Raw genomic sequence first — 21,348 nt, 5'->3', positions numbered from 1 at the left:
TCACCCCTTGGCGATGATGGCGTCTTCTTCCGCCTTTTTGCGTTCCGCCCGTTCGCGGATTTCACGCTCCAGATCATCCACCAGGGAAGCCTTGTCGATCTTGCGATCTTTGTCCCCGTCCTGATACATCAGGTGCTGGGGCGTGCCGCCGGTGATACCGATGTCGGCTTCCTTCGCCTCGCCGGGACCGTTGACAACGCACCCGATTACGGCCACATCCATGGAGGTGTTCACATCCTCCAGCCGGGACTCAAGCTCGTTCATGGTCCCGATCACATCAAAGTTCTGGCGCGAGCAACTCGGGCAGGCGATGAAGTTGATCCCGCGCGTGCGCAGGCGAAGACTCTTGAGGATGTCAAAACCGACCTTGATCTCCTCCACCGGGTCCGCCGCCAGCGAAATGCGGATGGTATCACCAATCCCTTCCGCCAGCAGCATGCCCAGGCCAACGGAGGATTTGACCGAGCCGGAACGGAAGCCCCCGGCTTCAGTGATACCCAAGTGCAACGGCTGTTCGATTTTCTCTGCAATCAGCCGGTAGGCCTGGACGGCCATAATCACATCAGAAGCCTTGAGGCTGACCTTGAAGTCCTTGAAATCATAACGTTCGAGGATCTCAATGTGGCGCATGGCGGATTCCACCATCGCCTCCGACGTGGGCTCGCCGTACTTACGCTGCAGATCCTTCTCAAGGGAGCCGGCATTGACGCCGATACGGATCGGGATGCCGTAATCCTTGGCTGCGTTGATTACGGCCCTGATCCGTTCTTCCTTGCCGATATTGCCAGGATTGATGCGCAAGCAGTCAACGCCCAGCTCGGCCACGCGCAGCGCAATCTTGTAGTCGAAATGAATGTCTGCCACAAGGGGGACGTTCACCGCCGAACGGATCTTTGCAAAAGCTTCCGCGGAGTCCATGTCCGGCACGGAAACACGCACGATGTCGGCACCGGTTTCCTCCAGCTGCCGGATCTGCGCTACTGTCCCCTCGACATCAAGCGTGTCAGTGTTCGTCATGCTCTGAACAGCAATGGGGGCGTCGCCCCCCACGGGGACCGAACCCACATGGATCTGACGTGAGGGCCTGCGTTTGATGGGAGACTCTTCGTTCTTAAGCATTGTTGCGATCCTGTCACTGTCTGCGGCTGCCCCGACGGGGCTCAGCCATTGACTGTTTCAAGTACAAACTGTGCGCGCCCGGCGTTCACCGGATACTGGCCCAGGTCGACCGCTTCACCCATGAAACGGACTCCCGCAACCGCGTCCACGTTGCCCAGCAGCACCTCAAACGGCGCTGGTCCTTCATAGTCCACTCTATCCCCGGCCTCGGCAAGAGTGACGACCACGCGTTCGCCACTGCCATCGACCACCTCAACCCAGCAGGCTCCATTAAAGGCAATGGTCAGTGAAGCCTGACGACCAGCGCCCGGCGCTGACGATGTCATCGGCTGTCCCGACTCATCTTCTGCAGTTTTAGACTCTTCAACAGTTGCGACCGGCGTGGACAAGTCCGACTCGGTTTCAGCAGTTGTAACCTGCGCTTGCGACCCGGCGTCAGTGCCGGTGCCGGTGCCGGTGTCAGAATCAGGTTCAAGTTCAGGTTCAGGTTCAGGTTCAGGTTCAACGTCAGGCTTGGGCTCTGAGTCAGGCACATCCAGCTCCATCTCCCCGACGGTATCAACTACATCGCCTGCTGAATTAACAACCAAGGCTCCGTACTGATAGACCAGCCATCCCAGCACCAGGACAGTCACAGTCGTGATGAGCGCAACACCTATACGGCGCCGTCGAAGTTTTGTCTGGTGTATGATCTCAGTAGTACTTGGCTCTTTCTCTTCCTGACTCTGACGGTAGGGCTCCAGCTCCCTGTCCAGCCGTGCAATCAGATCGTCCCCGTCCTGCTCAGTCAGCCGCGCGTAGGAACGGACATACCCCTTCAGGAAAAGATCCGCCGGCACCACCCCGTAATCGCTTTCCTCAATCGCCTGGATGATGGAAGGCCTCAAGTGCAACTGATCCGCCACATCCTGCCGATCCATTCCGTGCTGCTCGCGGGCGCTTCGCAGTTGTTCGCCCACAGATCGGGGCATTGTCTCGTTATTATTATCCGTGATGCCCTCTTCACTCATCAGTGACCATGTTCCTGTATTGCTGATATTCCTGTGAATCCGGGAAACGTTCCCCCAGCTGGCGCGCAAGCTTGGACGCCCTGTCGTCACGCCCCGCTTCACGCGCCAGGCGAATCCCGGCAAGCAACGATTCCGGCGTATGCGAAACCTCGGCCGACCGGTCAATACGCATGGTCAGCTGGCGGTACAAAGAACGGGCTTGCGCATAACGTTCGGCCTCGACCAAAGAGGATACCGCGCCGATGTGTGCGGTGACATTGCCCCGCTGCAACTGCATAGCTCGCTGGTAAGCCTCAGCGGCCTCATCGGGTCGGTCAAGTCGACCCGCGCTGCGAGCAAGGTTGATGAAAACCCCGGCCCGGTTGTCGTAATCAGTATTTTCAGACGCGTGCCGGAACTGCTCTAGAGCCTCTTCATATCGGCCACGATTGAACAGGAAAACGCCGTAATGGGAGCGCCCCCGGGTGTACTCCGGATCCAGTTCAAGTGCCTTCTTAAAGCGTTTCTCGGCCAGATCGAATTCGCCTTCCTCCTGGCTGATCAAGCCCCTGGCAGCAATAGCAGGAGCACTCTCGTCATTGATCTCGAGCGCACGGTCCAAATGGCGGCGAGCCCGCTCGAAGCGGTCATCCTGGATGTAAGCGAGCCCCAGCCGGACGTACGCATCTTCTGCCTTGTCAGGATTCCCTGAGGCAAAGGTCCCCTCACGCTGCGAGACACATCCTGCTACGAGAACGCACAGAAGAAGAACCGCAGTGGTTCGCATCGCGTCTGCCATGAGCCGCACTCGCATGGAGTCTGTCATCCTCCGCAGGTGTTGCAGTTCAGCTCACCTCCTGGTGAACCGGAATATAGCGCTCGCTGCGCCGCGTACGATCCTCAAACTGACCAACCAGCTGACCACAGGCCGCATCAATATCATCACCGCGGGTCGTGCGCACCGTTGTAATATAGCCCGCCTGATTCATGATGTCCTGAAAGCGCTTGACGGCATTGCCGCTCGGACGCCGATAGTCACTCTCCGGAAACGGATTAAACGGAATGAGGTTGATCTTACATGGCACATCGACCAACAGTTCCGCCAGCTGCCTTGCATGCTCTGGCTGATCGTTAACGCCCTCAATGAGGGTGTATTCGATTGTTGCCCGGCGCCTGTCCCCAAGTCCCGAAAGATACTGTTTCGTAGCTGATAACAGACGCTCAATCGGATACTTGCGATTCAGCGGAACCAGCTCGTTCCGAAGCTCATCATTAGGGGCATGAAGTGAAATGGCAAGTGACACATCAGACACTTCACCCAATTTCTCCAGCGCCGGGATCACCCCGGAGGTGCTCACGGTTACCCGGCGCTTGGAAATGCCATAGGCCCAGTCGTCCATCATCAGGTCCATGGCATCAACGACATTATCGAAGTTGAGCAACGGTTCCCCCATCCCCATCATCACCACGTTGGTGACGGGCCGCTCGTTGGCGCGATCAAAGGGCATGAAGGTACGCAGTGCTGCCCACACCTGTCCGATGATCTCAGCCGCTGAGAGGTTGCGGTTAAAACCACGCTTGCCAGTGGAGCAAAAACTGCAGTCAAGGCTGCACCCGACCTGTGAGGAGACACAGAGTGTACCGCGCTCGCCGTCGGGGATCAGCACCGCCTCGATGCTGTTGCCCTCGGCCATCCGCATGACCCACTTACGGGTGCCATCGCTCGACGTCTCATCCAGCAGCACCTCTGGCCCCCGAATCTCAGCGATCTCCGCAAGCCGCGCCCGTAGTGTCTTACTGACGTTGGTCATAGCTTCAAAGTCATCCACCCCGTAATGATGGATCCACTTCATTACCTGCCCTGCACGGAACTTTTTCTCGCCGATATCGACGAAGAACTGCTCCATTTTATGCCTTGGCAAACCAAGAAGATTGACCTTTTCGGTCTGGCTCTGGTCGCCGCTGTTGCTCATGATCGGGTACCTTCTGTGCCCGTACCCGTTTTACAGGGTGCGCGGGCAGATCTCGCTGTCGTTGAAGAAATAGGCAATCTCGCGCTCGGCGGTCTCCGGCGAATCAGAGCCGTGTACCGCATTCGCGTCGATGGTCTCGGCGTAATCGGCACGGATCGTGCCAGCTTCCGCTTCTTTGGGATTGGTTGCTCCCATCAGGTCACGGTTCAGCGCAATCGCGTTTTCGCCTTCCAGAACCTGCACCATTACCGGGCCGGAAGTCATGAAACCCACCAGATCAGGGAAGAATGAACGTTCCCGGTGCTCGGCATAGAAGCCTTCCGCCTGCTCCTGGGTCATATGGATCATACGGGCCGCCACGATCTGAAGGCCAGCGTTTTCAAAGCGACTTTCAATCTCGCCGATCACGTTACGGGACAAGGCGTCCGGCTTGATGATCGAAAGCGTGCGCTCAATAGCCATGTTTTCAAACTCCTGTTATCGATAATCGGTAGCATCCAAGCGGGATTATACGCACCTCAGGCGCAAAGTCACACCGTCGCCCGACGGGCTGCTCCCCGCTCACGCAGCCGGGCCACTGCTTCGGTGAGGCGCTCAGCAGCTGTGTCGATCTCTTCCTCAGTACTGAACCGCCCCAGGGAAAAACGCAGCGACCCCTGCGCCATCTCAGGAGAAAGGCCGATGCCACGCAACACATAGGAGGGTTCGGTGGTCGCAGAGGCACAGGCAGAGCCGGAAGATACCGCAACTCCGCGCAGCGCCAGAAGCAACGACTCACCATCAACCCCCTCGAAGCCGATATTGATGATTCCGGGAATACGCGCCCGCTCCGGGCCATGAACATGAACTCCCGAGAGCCCCCCAAAAGCGTCGAGAAACCGCGAACGCAGTGACTCGAACCTACCGGCCTCCGCATCTCCCTCTTCCAGTGCCAGATTAAAGGCATGCCCCATGGCTGCGACCTGATGGGTTGCCAGAGTGCCGGAACGCAAGCCCCGCTCATGGCCACCGCCATGGATCTGAGCCTCAATGGTGACGTCAGGTGAGCGTCGCACGTACAGTGCACCAACTCCCTTGGGGCCATAGGCTTTGTGCGCTGACAGCGCCATCAGGTCTACCGGCATCGCGCTCACATCCAGAGCCATCTTGCCCGCCGCCTGGGCGGCATCCACATGGAACAGAACGCCCCTTTCTCGCAAAAGCGCACCAATTGCCTGGAGAGGATTAATGCTGCCCAGCTCATTGTTAACCGCCATCAGCGATACAAGAATGGTGTCTTCCCTGAGCGCTGCCTCGACCTGTGCTCTCGAAATACAGCCGGCCTCATCAGGTTCCAGCCAGGTTACCTCGAATCCACGCTCTTGCAGCCATAGAAAGCAGTCCACTACTGCCTTGTGCTCAATGAGCGAGGTTATAACATGGCGCCCATGGGCCTGATTGGCCATGGCTGCCCCCTTGATCGCGAGGTTGTCAGACTCAGTGGCACCGGAGGTCCACACGATCTCGCGACTGTCCGCGCCCACGAGACCGGCCACACGCGCACGCGCCTGTTCGACGGCCGCCTCGGCCTGCCAGCCCACTGCATGAGAGCGCGAGGCCGGGTTGCCGAAAATACCGTCTGGTGTCAGATACTGCTGAAGCGTCTCCGCCACGCGCGGGTCAACTGGCGTAGTGGCGGCATAATCAAGATAGATGGTCTGTGTCATGGGATTGCTTCGCTCTTGGGAATCGCCCACGCGGGAATTTCTCAAACGCTGGCCGGGCGGGTATCGTCCGCGATGACTGCGGTTTCGCGCTGGCGTTCATCCTGACGCTGGGCCACCGCCTGGATTTCCGGCTTATCCCGGAGTTCGGCCAGACTGATGCTGCTTAGAAACCGATGGATCTCATCCCCGAGATCCGCCCACAGATAATGGGTCAGGCACATCTCGCCATTCTGACAATCGCCGGCCCGGTTACAACGGGTCGTATCCAAGGACTCGTTAACAGCATCCACGACCTCCGCCACGACAATGGCGTCATCTCCCGCCGTCAGCCGGTAACCACCGCCTGGCCCACGTACACTGGTCACCAACCCGCTCTGGCGCAACCTGGAGAACAGTTGCTCCAGATAAGAGAGTGATATGCCCTGGCGCTGGGAGATGGCCGCAAGCGATACCGGACCGCTCTCGCAGTGGATAGCCAGGTCCAGCATCGCTGTAACGGCGTAGCGTCCCTTGGTGGTCAGCTTCATGGCTGGCGTCCGATTTTACTGGCAGATTGATTCTGATTATCGATTAACCAAGTAAAACAGTCAAGTATTTGAACCGGTATCCTCCTGATCTGACCTTTGATCCCGCCCCTCCTCCGGTACGTCTCCGCAGTCGAAGTCCATCGGCAATGGCGGCATTTCAGTAGAGCCTCTATAGCTATCCATCTGTTTCAACGCCCGGCACATGGATTCAATGCGTTCATCGACCACATGGATGTGATCCAGCATGCTGCGGATGGAACGCGCAATTGGATCCGGCATATCCTCACTCAGCCCGTAAGCATCGAAGCCAATCTTCTGTTCCATTGCCTTGCGGCGCCCTTCCTCAGGCTCTTCCTTTTTGGTCACAATGCGCCCGGGAATCCCCACAACAGTCGCACCTTCCGGCACCTCCTTGGTCACCACTGCGTTCGATCCCACCTTGGCATGCTGACCAATGGTGAAGGGGCCAAGGATTTTCGCGCCAGCACCCACGACCACGCCATCGTCCAGAGTTGGGTGGCGCTTGCCATGGTTCCAGCTGGTGCCTCCCAGCGTTACGCCCTGGTAGAGCGTCACGTCATTACCGATCACGGTGGTCTCACCAATCACCACGCCCATGCCATGATCGATGAAAAATCTGCGCCCGATGGTTGCCCCCGGATGGATCTCCACGCCCGTCAGCCAACGCGCAAAAGTGGAGATGGTGCGCGCCAACCATTTGAAGCCCCATTGCCACAGACGATGATTCATGCGATGAAACAGAAGTGCATGCAGGCCGGGATAATTGGTCAGAACCTCGAAGGCATTGCGCGCCGCAGGATCACGATGGAAGACGCTCTGGATGTCCTCGCGCAGACGATCAAACATGATTGCCCCTGTCCTGGGAACGGGCCAGCTTGTCAACGCTGGTCAGGATTCCCCTGAGTATATTCATTTCCATGCGGTCCGGATGAGCCCTCTGGAACAGCCGACGCATTCTTACCATCAATTGTCGCGGACGCTCCGGATCATGAAAACCGGTGGTTGTCAGCGTTCGCTCCAGATGGGTCATAAGCCGCTCCATATCCCCAGCAGTGGCGGGTAGCTCATCCCAACCGGCATCCGCCGGCGTATGCGTACTCTGCCACGCCGCAACGTTCACATCCGGCGCTTCAAACAGGCTCTGCATCCGGACTTCGTAAAGCATTACCTGCACCGCCATCGCAAGGTTGAGAGAACTGAACGCAGGATCTGAAGGTACCTGTACATGATAATGGCAGCGCTGCAGCTCCTCATTCGAAAGCCCGTTATCCTCGCGACCGAACACCAGCGCCACGGGGCCCTGGCGACGCTGCTCCAGCACCCTGGCGCCGCAGTCCCGGGGATTAAGAATCGGCCATGTCAGGCTGCGTGAGCGGGCACTGGTGGCGATCACCTCAACACAATCAGCCACTGCTTCATTGAGATCCGCGACCACCCGAGCATTTTCAAGCACATCATCCGCTCCAGAGGCGCGAGCACTCGCCTTTTCAACTGGGAAAGGCGCCGGGGAGACCAGTACCAGCTCGGCGACGCCCATATTCTTCATAGCCCGGGCCACGGCACCAATATTGCCCGGATGCGACGGTTCAACAAGAACAACCCGAAGGCCCTCAAGGGAAGGATAGTCAGACATTCCGCTTTTCACCCACCATGCCACCACCTGTTGCCAATAAAAGGCGCATCCTAGCATGAGCGGCCAGCTGGCGGCAGATGGCTCGCGGGTTTCCCTGACGCCGTAGCCTGCCCGGCAATCGTTTTAACAGCCATTTTCTGGTATAGTCCGCCGCCCATCCCCGAATCGAACCCCATTGGTAACCTGATGCAACCAGCAATCAAAATGGCCTTGCGCGCGGCAAGGCAAAACAGCGATTTTCTCAAGGACCAGCAGGCACGCCTGGATGCCGAAAGCAAGACGCCAGAGGCGGTAGTGCGCACGGTTCAGGCGATTGAGCACCGGCTCCATGAACGCACCGAAGACCTGCTGCGCCGTTCCTACAAAGACCACTGGATTGCGCCCCTCGGCGACCCGGAGGCGGGGGACTGGCCCCAAAGCTGGCACGTTTTTCCCATCCTGGGCGAACGCAACTTCGCCCGCGGCCTACCGGAATACGCCACAGCCCTGCTCCAGAAAATCAATGACCGGCCAGAAAATCTCGTCGTACTGTGCCCATTCACAGGCGAGGAATACGCGTTCAGCCGTGGTTACGGCGCCGTGCTGAACAGTCAGCGTATCCGCGCTCGCTCGACCCAGCATCTCGGTCAGACACTGCTCAGCTGCAACCTTTTCAACCGACGCAGCAGTGGCGAAGACAGCGGACTCTGGTTGGATGTAGCGGGGACGCTGGTACAAGAGGGAGCAGACCTGCAGTACAACGGCTGCAGTGTTCTGGATATAGCGAGGGTCGCCGGCGGTTATCTGGACGCAGCCGTATTGGCCACTGACCAGCGCCACGAGCAGGTTATGGCGGGCCTCATCAGCCAGGAAGCTGGAGCTGTAGGGGGTGACCTCAAGGGCAATCCGCTCGGGCGCAAAGCCGGTGAGCTGGTAATTGCCAACAACCTGCTTTTTCGGGAGATCCTCCACCAGGCCCAGCCGTACCGACAGCGCATGAAAGGCGCCTAAAGGCGCCTATCCTTAATCCATGCGCTTGAGCCAGTCGGGCGGATCCTCTTCTTCCGGCTGACTGCCCTCCGCACCTTCCTTTTGCGGTACGTAAAGGTCATCACGGTTCACATTCAGAGTTACCAGCATGTTCGCCGCCACGTAGATTGACGAATAGGTGCCCACCAGAACGCCGATGAACAACGCCAGCGCGAAATTCCGGATCATTTCGCCGCCAAACACCAACAGTGAAATCAATACCACCAAGGTTGTGCCGGATGTGACGATCGTCCGCAGAAGAACCTGATTGAGAGAGATATTGATGATTTCTTCCGGCTCGCCTTTGAGAATGCGACGGAAGTTCTCTCGGATCCGGTCCGAAACAATGATGGTGTCGTTGAGCGAGTAACCGATCACCGCCAGAAGCGCTGCCAGAACGGTCAGATCAAAGGTGAGCTGAAAGACCGAGAAGATACCGAGCACGATCAACACATCGTGCACAAGCGGTACCACTGAGGCGAGACCGAACTTCAGCTGGAAGCGCATGGCTACATAGATGAGGACCACGAAGAAAGCCAGCAACAGTGCAATCCCGCCCTGCTCGCGCAGTTCCTCACCAACCTGACCACCGACGTATTCAGAACGCTCCAAAGTCAGCTCCGCGTTCCGGCTCAGTGCCGACACCACTTCCGTGCCAACGGAATCATCAAACGCCGCCGGCAACCGGATGAGCACCGCCTTGTCCGAACCAAAATTCTGGACCATGGCGTTGTCGTAGCCTGCTGACTCCAGCTTGCTGCGTACATCAGGCAGCTCGGGCGCCTCCGCATACTCCAGTTCCACCAGGCTGCCACCGGTAAAATCCAACCCCAGGGCCAGCCCCTTCACACCGAGACTGATCACGGCGCCCAGAACGAGAATGATCGAGACTGCGGCGGCAATCCGCCGCACGCCCATGAAATCAATATGTTTTTTACTCTCTTCACTCATTCGATCACCCTCAGATTGACAGTGCCTTGAGGTCACTGCGCCCGCCAATGCTGGCATTGACGATGGCGCGGCTGACCATGAGGGCCGTGAACATGGATGTCAGGATGCCGATCAGAAGGGTGACGGCAAAACCTTTCACCGGCCCGGTCCCCACGGCAAACAGGATGCCGGCAACCAGGAAGGTGGTGACGTTGGCATCAAAAATAGACACGAAAGCCCGACTGAAGCCAGCATTGATGGCGGACTGAACAGGCAGGCCTTCGCGCAGCTCCTCTTTGATGCGTTCAAAGATCAGCACGTTGGCGTCTACCGCCATGCCGACCGTCAGCACGATACCAGCGATACCCGGCAGCGTCAGTGTTGCCCCTAGGATGGACATCGCCGAAACAAGCAGCGTCAGGTTAACCGCCAGCGCCATATTCGCAAGCAGACCAAAGGCCTTGTAGATCACAAGCATCATGAGCGCGACCAGGATAAAGCCGAGGATCACGGAGTTGATGCCTGATTCGATGTTCTGCTGCCCCAGACTTGGGCCAATGGTGCGCTCTTCCACGAAATAGATCGGTGCCGCCAGCGCACCCGCCCGCAGCAGCAGGGCCAACTCAGAGGCTTCCGCTACGTTTTCCAGGCCGGTTACCCGGAAGTTACTGCCCAGAGTGCTGCGGATAGTTGCCAGGCTGATGATGCTGCGCTCGGTTTCGCGCTCACGCTCAGTCACGGTTTCACCGTTTACCTGGCGTTCAACCTCTTCGCTGCTGTGCTCAATGAAGAGAACGCCCAGCTGGCGCCCTACGGCATCCCGGGTCACGTCCTGCATGATGCTGCCGCCCGGCCCGTCCAGTGTAATGTTGACCTGAGGTTGACCGTTCTCATCAAAGGATTGATTGGCATCCGCCACGTTGTCGCCAGTGATGATAACGTTACGCTCAAGTTCCGCTGTGCGGTTCGGATTGTTACGGAAAGAGAAAGTCTGCGTCTTCGCCGAGGATGCATCCGATCGCGCCTCGAGCCGAAACTCCAGGTTCGCGGTGGAGCCCAGTACCCGCTTGGCCTCGGCAGTATCCTGCACACCAGGAAGCTGGACTACGATCCGATCACTGCCCTGTTGCTGGATCAACGGCTCGGCTACACCAAGTTCGTTGACCCGGTTACGCAGAGTAGTCAGGTTCTGATTGAGAGCATATTCCCTGATCTCGGACGCTGACTGCTGATTCAGCGTTAGCTCCAGAATATAATCATCACCGTCTGCGCGCGTACTGCTGCGGAACTGGTCATACTCTGAATTCACCAGAGACCCTGCCTCATCGCGGGCGGCCTCACTAGGGAAAACAAATTGCAGCTGACCATCTGCAGCGTCACCGCCCCGGTACCGCACGCGCTCTTCACGGAGTTGGCGTTTGATCTCACTGGCATAGACATCGAGCCGTCGATCCACGGCCGCCTCCATATCCACTTCCATCAGGAAGTGAACACCTCCACGCAGATCAAGCCCCAGGGTCATGGGCGTTGCCGCAATAGAACGCAGCCAATCCGGCGTGGTCGCCGCCAGACTCAGCGCGGAAACATACTCCGAGCTAAGGGCTTCCTGAAGCACCGACCGGGCACGCAGCTGCGCATCACTGGAATCAAAGCGCAGCATGGCGGTACCGTCATCCAGCATCGGGTCCCGGTACGGAACACCGGCCTCGTCCAATGCGTTTTCAGCCTCATCCAGCAATGGCTCGTCGACACTGACCGAAGCACTGGAGCCACTGATCTGGACGGCGTAGTCGTCCGGGAAAAGATTCGGAAGCGCGTATATGATACCGAGAAGAACCACCGCCGAAACCAGGAGGTTCTTCCAGAGAGGATACTTGTTAAGCATCGGGGATCCTTGTGCGGAACCGGAAGATCAGATGTCCTTGAGCGTTCCCTTGGGCAGGGCCTGGGTAACAGACTGGCGTTGAACCTTCACCTCAACGCCATCAGCGATCTCCACCACCATGTAGTCATCGGTCAGACGTGAGATACGACCTGTGAGGCCACCGCCTGTTACCACTTCGTCACCTTTATCGAGCCCTTCAACCAACGCTTTGTGTTCCTTGGCACGCTTGGACTGGGGACGCCAGATCAGGAAGTAGAAGATAAGAATAAAGCCGCCAAAGAGCACGACCTGTGAAATAACCCCCGGCCCGCCCTGGGGCGCGGCAAAGGCAACCGCCGGCATAAGAGCCAGCAGCACAAACAAAAGCGAGCGAACGCTGAACATCATCGGACTACTCCGCGTAACTGATAGAACCTGTCAATGAAGGTCGCCAATGTACCTGCTTGGATAGCCTCACGCAATCCAGCCATGAGAGTCTGGTAATAATGGAGGTTATGGATGGAGGCAAGCTGTGCCCCCAGCATTTCGCCACAGCGGTCAAGATGGTGCAGGTAGGCGCGCGAAAAGTGGTGGCAGGTGTAACAGTCACACATCGCATCCAGAGCCCCGGTATCATGACGGTGGCGGGCGTTGCGGATGCGTACGACGCCCTCGTGGGTGAACAGATGCCCGTTACGCGCATTGCGGGTCGGCATCACGCAGTCGAACATATCCACACCACGACTGACCGCCTCCACAATGTCCTCAGGGCGCCCCACGCCCATCAGGTAACGCGGTGCATCCTCCGGCATAACCGGTTCCAGCACCTCCAGCATCCGGTGCATCTCCTCACGGGGTTCGCCAACGGACAGCCCACCAATAGCGTAACCCTCAAACCCGATGGCTTTCAGCCCCTCCAGGGACTCACGCCGCAATGACTCGTACATGCCCCCCTGAACAATGCCGAAGAGTGCGGACCGACTGTCACCGTGCGCTTGCCGGCTGCGTTCGGCCCAGCGCAGAGACAGGTTCATGGACCGTCGTGCCTCTTCTTCTGTGGCGGGGTACGGTGTGCATTCATCGAAGATCATGACAATGTCCGAACCCAGTGACCTCTGCACCTGCATAGACTTCTCAGGGGTCAGCTCCACCCTGGCACCGTCAATTGGTGATTTGAAGGTCACGCCTGTTTCCGTTGTCCAGGTCATATCCGAGAGGCTGAAAACCTGAAAACCACCGGAATCCGTAAGCATCGGCCGTTCCCAGCCAGCAAACCCATGCAGGCCATCATGCGCCTCAATCACCTCGGTGCCCGGGCGTAGCATCAGATGGAATGTGTTACCCAGTATGATCTCGGCGCCGGTCGCTTCCAGATCCCGCGGCAGCATACCTTTGACGGTGCCGTAAGTGCCCACGGGCATAAAGGCAGGTGTCTCTACAGTACCACGAGGAAAGCTCAGCCGACTCCGCCGCGCGGGCCCGTCGCTCGCCATGTGTTCGAAGTCCATGAATGAGTTAGCGCTCATGCCGACACCTCCGGCGCAATCGCTTCGGGATGGGGAAATACCAGCATGGCATCGCCATAACTGAAGAACCGATAATGTTCATGGATCGCCGCCCGGTAAGCATCCAACACATGCTGGCGACCAGCAAAGGCGCTGACCAGCATGATGAGGGTGGATTCCGGCAGATGGAAATTGGTGACCATGGCGTCAACGCTGCGGAACCGGTAACCCGGATAGATGAAGATCCGAGTCTCGCCCGCGAAGGGCGCGAGCTCTTGTCCCTGCGAGGCGGATTCGAGCGCCCGGACCGCCGTCGTGCCCACAGCCACCACTCGGCCACCCCGCTTGCGGGTACGCTTCACCGCATCCACCGTTTCCTGGTCCACGGCCAGCCACTCCTGATGCATGTGGTGTTCTCGTATGTCTTCGCTGCGCACTGGCTGGAAGGTTCCCGCCCCAACGTGCAGAGTTACAAAGGTGCGCTCGATGCCCCTACTCGCCAGCTCATCCATTATGGCATCCGTGAAATGCAACCCCGCAGTAGGCGCCGCCACGGCCCCGGGCTTCTCGCCGAAGACCGTTTGATAGCGTTCCTCATCTGTCATCTCGTCAGGCCGGTCAATGTAGGGTGGCAACGGCATGTGTCCGACTGCCTCCAGAACGGTCATCACCCCCGCATGCATAAAGCGCACCCGGAAGAGTCCTTCCGGTGTGTGCTCCTCAACTGCCACCTGATAGCCACCTTCCAGAGTGAGTTCACCTCCTGCCGTTGGCGCTCGCGAAACTTTCAGGTGCACCAGAGCGCAATGGGAATCCAGGATTCGCTCCACAAGCATTTCCACCTTTCCCCCCGAGGCTTTCTGGCCGTAAACCCTTGCGGGGATCACCCTGGTGTCGTTGAAGACCAGAAGGTCACCGGGCTCCAGCAGATCCGCAAGCTCTCGGAACTCATGGTGAGAGACAGCACCCCCGGCACCATCCAGGCGCAGCAGACGGCTCGCTTCACGCTCGGCAAGCGGGTAGCGGGCGATGAGTTCATCAGGAAGATCAAAGTGAAAATCGGAGCGTTTCATTCAACGGGGAACCCAGCAAGCGAAATCTGAGCGCGAATGGTACCGGAGCCATTAGTAACGGGGAAGCGCTCCTATCGAGCGCCAGCCCATTTGAGGCGGTTTCATCGAGAATCATGGCGGGCTTGGGCATCGCCAAACGTCGTTCGTGCTGATCTGACAAGACTAGGCGCGCTTGAGACCAGCCTGAACATGCTCCAACTGACGGTGCTCAAGATCGGTTACCGTCACCAGCTCTTTCTGCAGCAAGGTCCGGCGCCCTGCTCCACGCAGCGCCTCGCCGGTACCCAGAATCATTCCTCTTGAAAGGGTCGATCGGGCGCATCCGAGAGGCGTCTCATGCAGTTCGCGGAGGTGGTCTCCATACCGGGAGGGCAACTGCCAAGCCCCAACCAGCCTCTCCAGCATACGCCCGGTCTCACGATACAGCGCCTCGCTTAAAACCGGTGGCGGAACAGGTTGGTTCCCCGACTGATCCTGGGCAATGGATTCGAGTTCCCGGTAGATCGACAGGTAAGCCAGCGAGGGCATCAGCCCGATCATGAACAGGTCGGAGCCCACATCGCGCTGCTGCTGCCCCAGGAGGTCGCACGCGTTCGCGCACAACAGGCCCCAGTGCCATACGTTACGCGCGAACCCTGCCCCCGGACGCGATGCACTCTGCATCACAGGCCGCATCACGGCTTCCGAAACGGCCCGCCTGACCCCTTCAAACCCGACCATCAGAACCGCCTGTTCAACCGATTCGATTGAATGCGCATCAATAGATTGACCACGGGAACGATTAACCACACGGAGCAGTTCGTCCGTCAATGCGGGCTCATCGACAATAATGGAGGCAATGTCACGGTGGCTCTGGCGCTCGTCACCAAGCGCCCGGATCAATAACGGTAAGACCCTCGGCTGAAGCGGAATCTGGGAGAGACGGCGATCCCTGATCCGGTGCCGTAACTCAGTGAGCATTGCCCGTTCTGGTATAGAGTGCTCGCCATGGTCAATTCCCTGACGCCCCATCAGCCAAGCGTGCAATCGCTCCACTTCGGGTGCCAGATCCTGGCTTTCTGATAGCGACTGCCCAGTGGAGCCATTTCCCGCAACATCTGCTGTCTTGCTCGCCAGCGATCTCCGTTGGCCTTTATAGCCTGAGAACAATGACAGCAATGCCTGGACCAGTCTTGCCATGACCATTCAATCCCTGCTGTTCCGTTCTTTCAAAAAGTCTAGCATGGTCGGGGAGCGCACGCTGCCCCACGCGCCCGGTTGCTCTCGATGCTATGCTGTGCGCCTCAACCAACTGCGACTGGAGGCCGCCCCATTGCACACGCTTCGCCGGATGAGCCTTTTCATTATCTCCGCTGCCGCCATTGTTGTCCTGCTGGCATTCGCAACCCTGCAGCAGGAACTGGCTCGCACGGTATTCACCGGTTTAGAGGCGTGGTTCTCCCACAACACCGGCTGGCTTTTGATCCTCATCATGAATGCCGCCCTCCTGTTCGCCGTCTACCTGATATTCAGCCCGCTGGCGCATATACGCCTGGGCGGCAAGGATGCCAGACCGGAGTTCAGCCGCCTGGACTGGTTCGGCATGCTGTTCGCAGCGGGTATGGGCATCGGCCTTCTGTTCTACAGCGTTTCCGAACCGCTCCAGCACTACGACACTTTCGGCCCCTTTGTTGGCAACAATGCGGACACCGCCCAGCTCGCCATGGAAACCACTTTCCTCCACTGGGGCCTTCACCCCTGGGCGATCTATGCGCTGGTTGGGTTAACCCTGGCCTACTTCCACTTCAACGCCAATCATGCCCTCAGCTTCGATGCGCCGCTTAAGGAACTCTTCAGCCGGAAACGGGCCCAGCGCATTGGTGGTATTGCCAACTTTGCGGCAGTTATCGGGACGGTTTTCGGTGTCTGCACATCGCTGGGTCTGGGGACCAGTCAGGCGGCGGCCGGTATCGCCAAGCTCACCGGCTACGAATCCGGGCTCTGGCTCCAGATGCTGCTTATCGGTATTGTCTGTGCCGTAGCCCTTGTCTCCGTAATGACGGGACTGAGCAGCGGCGTACGACGGCTGAGTAAGCTCAACCTTCTACTGGCTGGTGGCCTGATGCTGTTCGTGCTTATTGCCGGGGAAACCGTATTTGTGCTCAAGGCTCTGGGCCAACACATCGGCGGCTACTTCAATGATCTGCTGACGCTCTCAACCTGGAACGAAACTTACCAGGGCACAGACTGGCAATCCTCCTGGACGGTCTTTTACTGGAGCTGGTGGATCTCCTGGTCGCCCTTTGTGGGCATGTTCATCGCTCGGGTATCGCGGGGGCGCACCATCCGTGAATATCTTCTGGGCGTCCTGCTGGTGCCAACTTTCTTCAACTTTGTCTGGATGACGGTGTTCGGTGCCAACGCGCTGCACCTGGAGCTGTTCCAGAATGTTGATTTCGTTAACACGGTCACCAGCTCGCCCAACGCCAGTCTGTACAACTTTCTGGAGTTCCTGCCACTGAGTGCTGCCACCATTGGGATTGCAATCCTGGTGGTACTGGTTTTCTTTGTAACCTCAGCGGATTCCGGGTCACTGGTGGTGGCAACACTGACTTCCAATGGCCACGACCCAAGCTGGCAACAGCGCCTGTTCTGGATGACGGCCATCGGTCTGGTTACCGCAGTGCTTCTGCGGGCAGGCGGCCTTAACGCCCTGCAGTCGGCCACTATTGCCAGCGGTTTGCCGTTCGGGCTACTGCTGCTGACGTTCATCCCGGCACTTCTGATCGCCCTCAGAAAGCCTTATGTGGACCAACGGACCCACGTGCGGATTCCCAGGGAACCTCCCCAGCAAGACCGCACCTGACGGCACATTTACCCGTCCCCGGAGAGCCGAACGATCCTCAGCCTGAGCGCATTGGCGATCACGCTGACCGACGACAGGGACATTGCTGCTGCCGCAAAGATTGGCGACAGCAGTATCCCGGCGAACGGATAGAGAACTCCGGCCGCGATCGGCACCCCCGCCGAGTTGTAAACAAAGGCAAAGAACAGATTCTGGCGGATGTTGCGCATGGTTGCGCGTGAGAGCCGCCTGGCCTCGACAATGCCCATCAGATCCCCGCGAAGCAGGGTTACCCCGGCACTTTCAATAGCAACGTCGGTCCCGGAATCCATGGCCACCACCCCACAATGAGCACACTCGTGTGAAGTCATCACTATCTCCCAGCGTGAATCCTGATGGTCAATTTACCAACGGGTTTCCTCTGACTCCGGCCACTTGGAAAAGGCCAGAAAATAGATAAACGCCAGGTTCACCAAAGGGATCAGGATGAGCAGGGCCAACGGCCCCGGGTAACCGACGCGGGTGGCCAGTTTCCAGAACGGAATAACGAGGATAATGCCCACCACGAGCATCCAGATCATTCCACCTGCGTGCATACCGCCAGACATCATTTAAGTGTTCCTTCTAAAGGTAAAATCAATCTTGGCGCGAGAGCGAGGCCGTTCTCGCTCTCGCGCGCTGAAACCATGATCACATTGGTCTCATTCACTTGCCCTCTACCCTATTTAAGCACAATACGCTGAACTGCAGCTGGATTGGAGCGTCAGGTTATCGTTAATGGCTGCTATCCAGGCGCCAGCCCTGGCGCTGTGTGAGGCCTGATGGTAAACGATGCCTGCCTCGCGCACGGTCAGTCCGCGCGCAATGGCGTTACGGATTAAGAGGAGCGTGTTCCGGGAGAGTCATGATCAAACTGCGAGACAATCCGCATCCTCGCCGCTTCGGCAAACACCCGAGACAGCGCGACGAGGCTTAGCATCAAGATGCAGGATCAGTGCGCATGGTCATGCCCTTCGTGGCCTTCAGGTGCTGTCTCCTCAGTACCACCCTGCTCTGAATCCCGCTCTGCGTTCGGCGATTCAGCATCGCCGCTTTCTGGATCATCCGTTTCTTTCCGGGATTCCGGGGAGCGATCTTCCGACTGGGTTGATCCGGTATCGCCAACACCATCCGGCAATCGTTCAACCCCCAGACCATGACGATAAACGTTTTCCGCCCCGAGGTAGCCGGTAACAGCAACAGCCCCGGTGCCGATCAAAAGCACGACAGTCAGCACCAGCCCTGCCCCACGGGCCCGGAAACGATCCAGCCAGGCAAGCACAACGGCAACCACAAACAGGGCCGCAACCACCCAAGCCGCCGTCATATGGCGCTCCATGGCCTGGTGGCCGGCGCCGTCATGGGCGACTGAGTTGTAAGCCAGATAGCCTGTCACCAGCGTGGGGATCAGCAATACCGCTCCCACCGCCAGATTCCAGCGTGCCGCAGCCGTTACCCGTTCCCCCACCCTGTCCGGAAGAACAAGGCCCAGTAGGAAAAAGGCGGTTGCCATACTGAACAGCGCGATTGGGAAATGGACCCAGATGGGGTGCCAGTTGGGTACAATCTCGATCATTATAGGTCTCCCGCGCTCCTTATTCTTCTTCGAGCGACTCCCGTTCCATCATCTGCTGCATCATGCCCTGCATCATCTGCATGTGCTGCTCCATGCGCTGCATACGCTTTTCCATAGGCATTTCGGAAGGCTTGGCGGTGCCCTCGCTGTTCCTTCCCATACCGCCGCGCATCTCCTGCATGGTGCCGTGCATGGTTTTCATGTGTTCGCGCATGAATTCACGACGCTTTTCAGGGTCCCCTGTTTGCCGGGCCTGATTCACTTGCTCGTGCATCCTCTGCATGCGCTCCTGCATGTGCTCGTCATTCATCATGCCCATGCCTGAGCCCTTGCCCATCATGCCGCCCTGTTTCATGCCATCGTGCATGTCACCTTGCTGGGCGACTGCTGGGGTCACAGTAAATACAGCCAACAGCATCAGTGCGAGTATCTTTTTCATTCCCTTACCCTCTCTTTTCATTGCTTAATTGTCGCACCGGAGCCAGCTACCCAACCCCGATGATCCCCATCACACCATATAAAGCTGACCTGAAACTGATTACCGGCGAAATTTAGTGGTTTTACAAGGAAACCCGGTCCGGCAATACGATCCGAACCTGGAGCCCTCCGCTTTCACTGCAATCAAAAACCACCCATCCGCCGTAGCGCCGGACCACATCACGGACAATAGCCAGCCCCAACCCGTGCCCGGGAGCCTGCTCATCCAGACGCTGGCCACGGGTCCCGAGTGTCGACAGTCGTTCCCGCGTGACACCTGGGCCATCATCACTGACCTCCATGACCAGGCCCGCTTTATCTTCACGCAACGACAGAACCACCCTCGACGCTCCCCATTTCCCGGCGTTATCCAGGATGTTTCCCAGGACCTCATTAAGGTCGTATTCCTCGATGGGCCAGCGGCGTTCGTCCGCCAGAGCGGTTTCGAGCTCAAAATCTTTGTCCAGATAGAGTCGTCCGAGCATCCAGATCAGCTCCCGTGCCTGAGTCACGGGCGCTGCGCCCTTACCGGCCTGGGCGCCGGCAAAGCGGCTGCGACGCATTTCGTTTTCGAGTTGACCATCGATATCCGAAAGGCGTTGGGCCAATTGCTGGCGCGTGCCCCAGTCCAGATGCTGGTCGCGCTCTTCAAGCACCTGCCGTACCGCCGTGATCGGCGTCTTAACACTGTGAGACAGGTTCGCCAGCGCCTCCCGCGAGCGGGCCAGGCGCTGGTCAAGCGTGTCCAGCAGCTGATTCAACTGATGAACAAGCGGCCGGAACTCTTCGGGCGTGTCGCTATCCAGGCGTTCCCGCTCGCCCTGCTGCAATTGCTTCAATGCCGTCTGCAAATTCGTCACAGACGCCAGAGACAGCCGAATGGCCATCCAGATCACCAGAACAAGCAGGCCCAGAAGCACCGCGGAAACCACCGCCGTCCAGATATGCAGCTCGCGCTGACTGGCATCAATCCGGGAAAGGTCTTCAGCAACGACAATAACTACTTCCCGTTCACCCAGCTTGAAGTTTTCTCGGTAGGCAAAGTAATCAGAAATCGCCCCGTCAGAATCCGTCCGCCGGATAAATCCCGTGCCGTTCTCTTCCAACAGTGGCGCTAGTAACGGTTTCCAGCGGGCGAGGCTGAAGTAGCGCTGGGATCCCACGCGGACGGCAAAAGCGTGATGAAAGACTGCCTCGAAATAATCCCCGGTGCTCAGCGCATTAATGCTGCCGTCGGCTTGATTGATGCGATGTTTGAGAAAACTGACCTCTTCCCTGAGACGGTCCTCCACAAAACTGCGCGCCATACGCTCAAGCAGTGCTCCATGAATAACCCAGGCAGCGCCCATCAGGGCAATGGAAGCGGGAAGCAGCACAATCAGCAGCGCGCGCCGGATGGAGCGGTTGAGGTCAATCCAAGGCATTGAACATATACCCCTGCCCCCGACGCGTCACAATGGCGTCTTTCCCGGCCAGCTTCCGGAGCCGGCGGATATACGCCTCAATCGCGTTGTGGGTCGGGCTTTCATCCAGGTTATAGACCTGCTCCAGAAGCCGTTCCTTGGAAAACAGCTGCCCCGGCCGACTCATCAGACAGCGCAGCAGGCGGAACTCAGTGCCGGTAAGCGGATGTTCCTCGCCATCCGGGGTTGCCAGGACCTGACGGTTTTCATCCAGTTTGAAGCGGCCGGCGCAGAGCATCGAATCAACCCGCCCTTCGCTGCGACGGATCAGGGCATCAAGACGCGCCAGCAGTTCTTCGGTCTGGAAGGGTTTGGCCAGATAATCATCGGCGCCCGCCTTGAGGCCACTCACCTTATCCTGCCAGTCACTGCGGGCGGTGAGGATCACAACCGGCATTGTAAGACCGCGTGCTCGCCACCCCCTGAGCACCTCCAGACCGTTGCCGTCGGGAAGGCCCAGATCCAGCACCACAACGCGATAGTCTTCCTGCCTGCCAAGCTGGTCCGCGCCTGACGCCGTAGCAATTGCATCCACACTGAAGCCTGCCGAGGAGAGCTGTCGTTGCAGGCTCTCGGCAAGCAGGCTGTCGTCTTCAACCAGCAGCAGTCTCATTGCATTCC

General features: G+C 58.4%; 22 protein-coding genes and 1 pseudogene. 2 read left to right on the top strand and 21 right to left on the bottom strand.

Annotation, left to right across the window (positions count from 1 at the left end; translation table 11 throughout):
* The 9 genes from ispG to trmJ form a co-directional block, all read right to left on the bottom strand.
* Positions 1 to 1,119: a flavodoxin-dependent (E)-4-hydroxy-3-methylbut-2-enyl-diphosphate synthase gene (gene ispG, locus AAF659_RS03670; RefSeq protein WP_349750336.1), complete on the bottom strand. Its 1,119-nt coding sequence runs from the start codon at positions 1,117 to 1,119 to the stop codon at positions 1 to 3.
* 41 nt (positions 1,120 to 1,160) lie between these two features.
* Positions 1,161 to 2,129 (bottom strand): RodZ domain-containing protein, encoded by a 969-nt coding sequence (locus AAF659_RS03665; RefSeq protein WP_349750335.1) that lies wholly within the window; start codon positions 2,127 to 2,129, stop codon positions 1,161 to 1,163.
* Positions 2,122 to 2,922 (bottom strand): type IV pilus biogenesis/stability protein PilW, encoded by an 801-nt coding sequence (pilW, locus tag AAF659_RS03660; RefSeq protein ID WP_349750334.1) that lies wholly within the window; start codon positions 2,920 to 2,922, stop codon positions 2,122 to 2,124. Before pilW ends, AAF659_RS03665 begins: the two co-directional genes overlap by 8 nt.
* A gap of 31 nt (positions 2,923 to 2,953) precedes the next feature.
* Entirely contained in the window at positions 2,954 to 4,081 is a 1,128-nt protein-coding gene (gene rlmN, locus AAF659_RS03655; RefSeq protein ID WP_349750333.1) for a dual-specificity RNA methyltransferase RlmN, read from the bottom strand.
* A 30-nt stretch (positions 4,082 to 4,111) separates the two neighbouring features.
* A complete protein-coding gene (ndk, locus tag AAF659_RS03650) occupies positions 4,112 to 4,543 on the bottom strand; it encodes a nucleoside-diphosphate kinase (protein WP_349750332.1) in 432 nt (143 codons plus the stop codon).
* A 68-nt stretch (positions 4,544 to 4,611) separates the two neighbouring features.
* Complete coding sequence (locus AAF659_RS03645; RefSeq protein WP_349750331.1) at positions 4,612 to 5,787, bottom strand: aminotransferase class V-fold PLP-dependent enzyme; 1,176 nt, start codon at positions 5,785 to 5,787, stop codon at positions 4,612 to 4,614.
* 41 nt (positions 5,788 to 5,828) lie between these two features.
* Entirely contained in the window at positions 5,829 to 6,314 is a 486-nt protein-coding gene (locus tag AAF659_RS03640) for an Rrf2 family transcriptional regulator (RefSeq protein WP_349750330.1), read from the bottom strand.
* Positions 6,315 to 6,374: 60 nt separating this feature from the next.
* Positions 6,375 to 7,181, bottom strand: a complete 807-nt coding sequence (cysE, locus tag AAF659_RS03635; RefSeq protein WP_349750329.1) for a serine O-acetyltransferase — start codon at positions 7,179 to 7,181, stop codon at positions 6,375 to 6,377.
* Entirely contained in the window at positions 7,174 to 7,968 is a 795-nt protein-coding gene (trmJ, locus tag AAF659_RS03630) for a tRNA (cytosine(32)/uridine(32)-2'-O)-methyltransferase TrmJ (RefSeq protein WP_349750328.1), read from the bottom strand. Before trmJ ends, cysE begins: the two co-directional genes overlap by 8 nt.
* Positions 7,969 to 8,154: 186 nt before the next feature.
* Between trmJ and AAF659_RS03625 the strand changes: the two genes are divergently transcribed.
* Positions 8,155 to 8,958: an inositol monophosphatase family protein gene (locus AAF659_RS03625; protein WP_349750327.1), complete on the top strand. Its 804-nt coding sequence runs from the start codon at positions 8,155 to 8,157 to the stop codon at positions 8,956 to 8,958.
* Between the two features lie 12 nt (positions 8,959 to 8,970).
* Here the strand turns inward: AAF659_RS03625 and secF are convergent, their stop codons facing one another.
* The 6 genes from secF to AAF659_RS03595 all read right to left on the bottom strand — a co-directional run bounded on the left by secF (position 8,971) and on the right by AAF659_RS03595 (position 15,527).
* On the bottom strand, positions 8,971 to 9,927 hold the full coding sequence (gene secF / locus AAF659_RS03620; RefSeq protein WP_349750326.1) for a protein translocase subunit SecF: 957 nt from the start codon (positions 9,925 to 9,927) through the stop codon (positions 8,971 to 8,973).
* A 10-nt stretch (positions 9,928 to 9,937) separates the two neighbouring features.
* On the bottom strand, positions 9,938 to 11,791 hold the full coding sequence (secD, locus tag AAF659_RS03615) for a protein translocase subunit SecD (RefSeq protein WP_349750325.1): 1,854 nt from the start codon (positions 11,789 to 11,791) through the stop codon (positions 9,938 to 9,940).
* Positions 11,792 to 11,818: 27 nt separating this feature from the next.
* Positions 11,819 to 12,175 (bottom strand): preprotein translocase subunit YajC, encoded by a 357-nt coding sequence (yajC, locus tag AAF659_RS03610; protein WP_502949194.1) that lies wholly within the window; start codon positions 12,173 to 12,175, stop codon positions 11,819 to 11,821.
* Positions 12,175 to 13,278, bottom strand: coding sequence for a tRNA guanosine(34) transglycosylase Tgt (gene tgt / locus AAF659_RS03605; protein ID WP_349750746.1), 1,104 nt, complete (start codon positions 13,276 to 13,278; stop codon positions 12,175 to 12,177). The genes yajC and tgt overlap by 1 nt, the downstream gene beginning before the upstream one ends.
* Positions 13,279 to 13,292: 14 nt before the next feature.
* Positions 13,293 to 14,348, bottom strand: coding sequence for a tRNA preQ1(34) S-adenosylmethionine ribosyltransferase-isomerase QueA (queA, locus tag AAF659_RS03600; RefSeq protein WP_349750324.1), 1,056 nt, complete (start codon positions 14,346 to 14,348; stop codon positions 13,293 to 13,295).
* Positions 14,349 to 14,510: 162 nt separating this feature from the next.
* Positions 14,511 to 15,527: an HDOD domain-containing protein gene (locus AAF659_RS03595; RefSeq protein WP_349750323.1), complete on the bottom strand. Its 1,017-nt coding sequence runs from the start codon at positions 15,525 to 15,527 to the stop codon at positions 14,511 to 14,513.
* Between the two features lie 133 nt (positions 15,528 to 15,660).
* Between AAF659_RS03595 and AAF659_RS03590 the strand changes: the two genes are divergently transcribed.
* Positions 15,661 to 17,193 (top strand): BCCT family transporter, encoded by a 1,533-nt coding sequence (locus AAF659_RS03590; RefSeq protein ID WP_349750322.1) that lies wholly within the window; start codon positions 15,661 to 15,663, stop codon positions 17,191 to 17,193.
* A gap of 8 nt (positions 17,194 to 17,201) precedes the next feature.
* Here AAF659_RS03590 and AAF659_RS03585 read toward each other — a convergent pair.
* The 6 genes and pseudogenes from AAF659_RS03585 to AAF659_RS03560 form a co-directional block, all read right to left on the bottom strand.
* Positions 17,202 to 17,510 (bottom strand): annotated as a pseudogene (locus AAF659_RS03585) (haloacid dehalogenase); the annotation flags it as partial.
* Between the two features lie 66 nt (positions 17,511 to 17,576).
* Complete coding sequence (locus AAF659_RS03580) at positions 17,577 to 17,753, bottom strand: hypothetical protein (protein WP_349750321.1); 177 nt, start codon at positions 17,751 to 17,753, stop codon at positions 17,577 to 17,579.
* Between the two features lie 410 nt (positions 17,754 to 18,163).
* Entirely contained in the window at positions 18,164 to 18,787 is a 624-nt protein-coding gene (locus tag AAF659_RS03575; protein WP_349750320.1) for a DUF2231 domain-containing protein, read from the bottom strand.
* Positions 18,788 to 18,806: 19 nt separating this feature from the next.
* Entirely contained in the window at positions 18,807 to 19,226 is a 420-nt protein-coding gene (locus AAF659_RS03570; RefSeq protein ID WP_349750319.1) for a hypothetical protein, read from the bottom strand.
* A 121-nt stretch (positions 19,227 to 19,347) separates the two neighbouring features.
* Complete coding sequence (locus AAF659_RS03565; RefSeq protein WP_349750318.1) at positions 19,348 to 20,688, bottom strand: sensor histidine kinase; 1,341 nt, start codon at positions 20,686 to 20,688, stop codon at positions 19,348 to 19,350.
* Positions 20,675 to 21,340 (bottom strand): response regulator transcription factor, encoded by a 666-nt coding sequence (locus AAF659_RS03560; RefSeq protein ID WP_349750317.1) that lies wholly within the window; start codon positions 21,338 to 21,340, stop codon positions 20,675 to 20,677. Before AAF659_RS03560 ends, AAF659_RS03565 begins: the two co-directional genes overlap by 14 nt.
* Positions 21,341 to 21,348 lie beyond the last annotated feature (8 nt).

This window comes from Salicola sp. Rm-C-2C1-2 (assembly GCF_040196175.1).
Classification (GTDB): domain Bacteria; phylum Pseudomonadota; class Gammaproteobacteria; order Pseudomonadales; family Oleiphilaceae; genus Halospina.
This window is presented reverse-complemented; position numbering and strand designations above follow the sequence as displayed.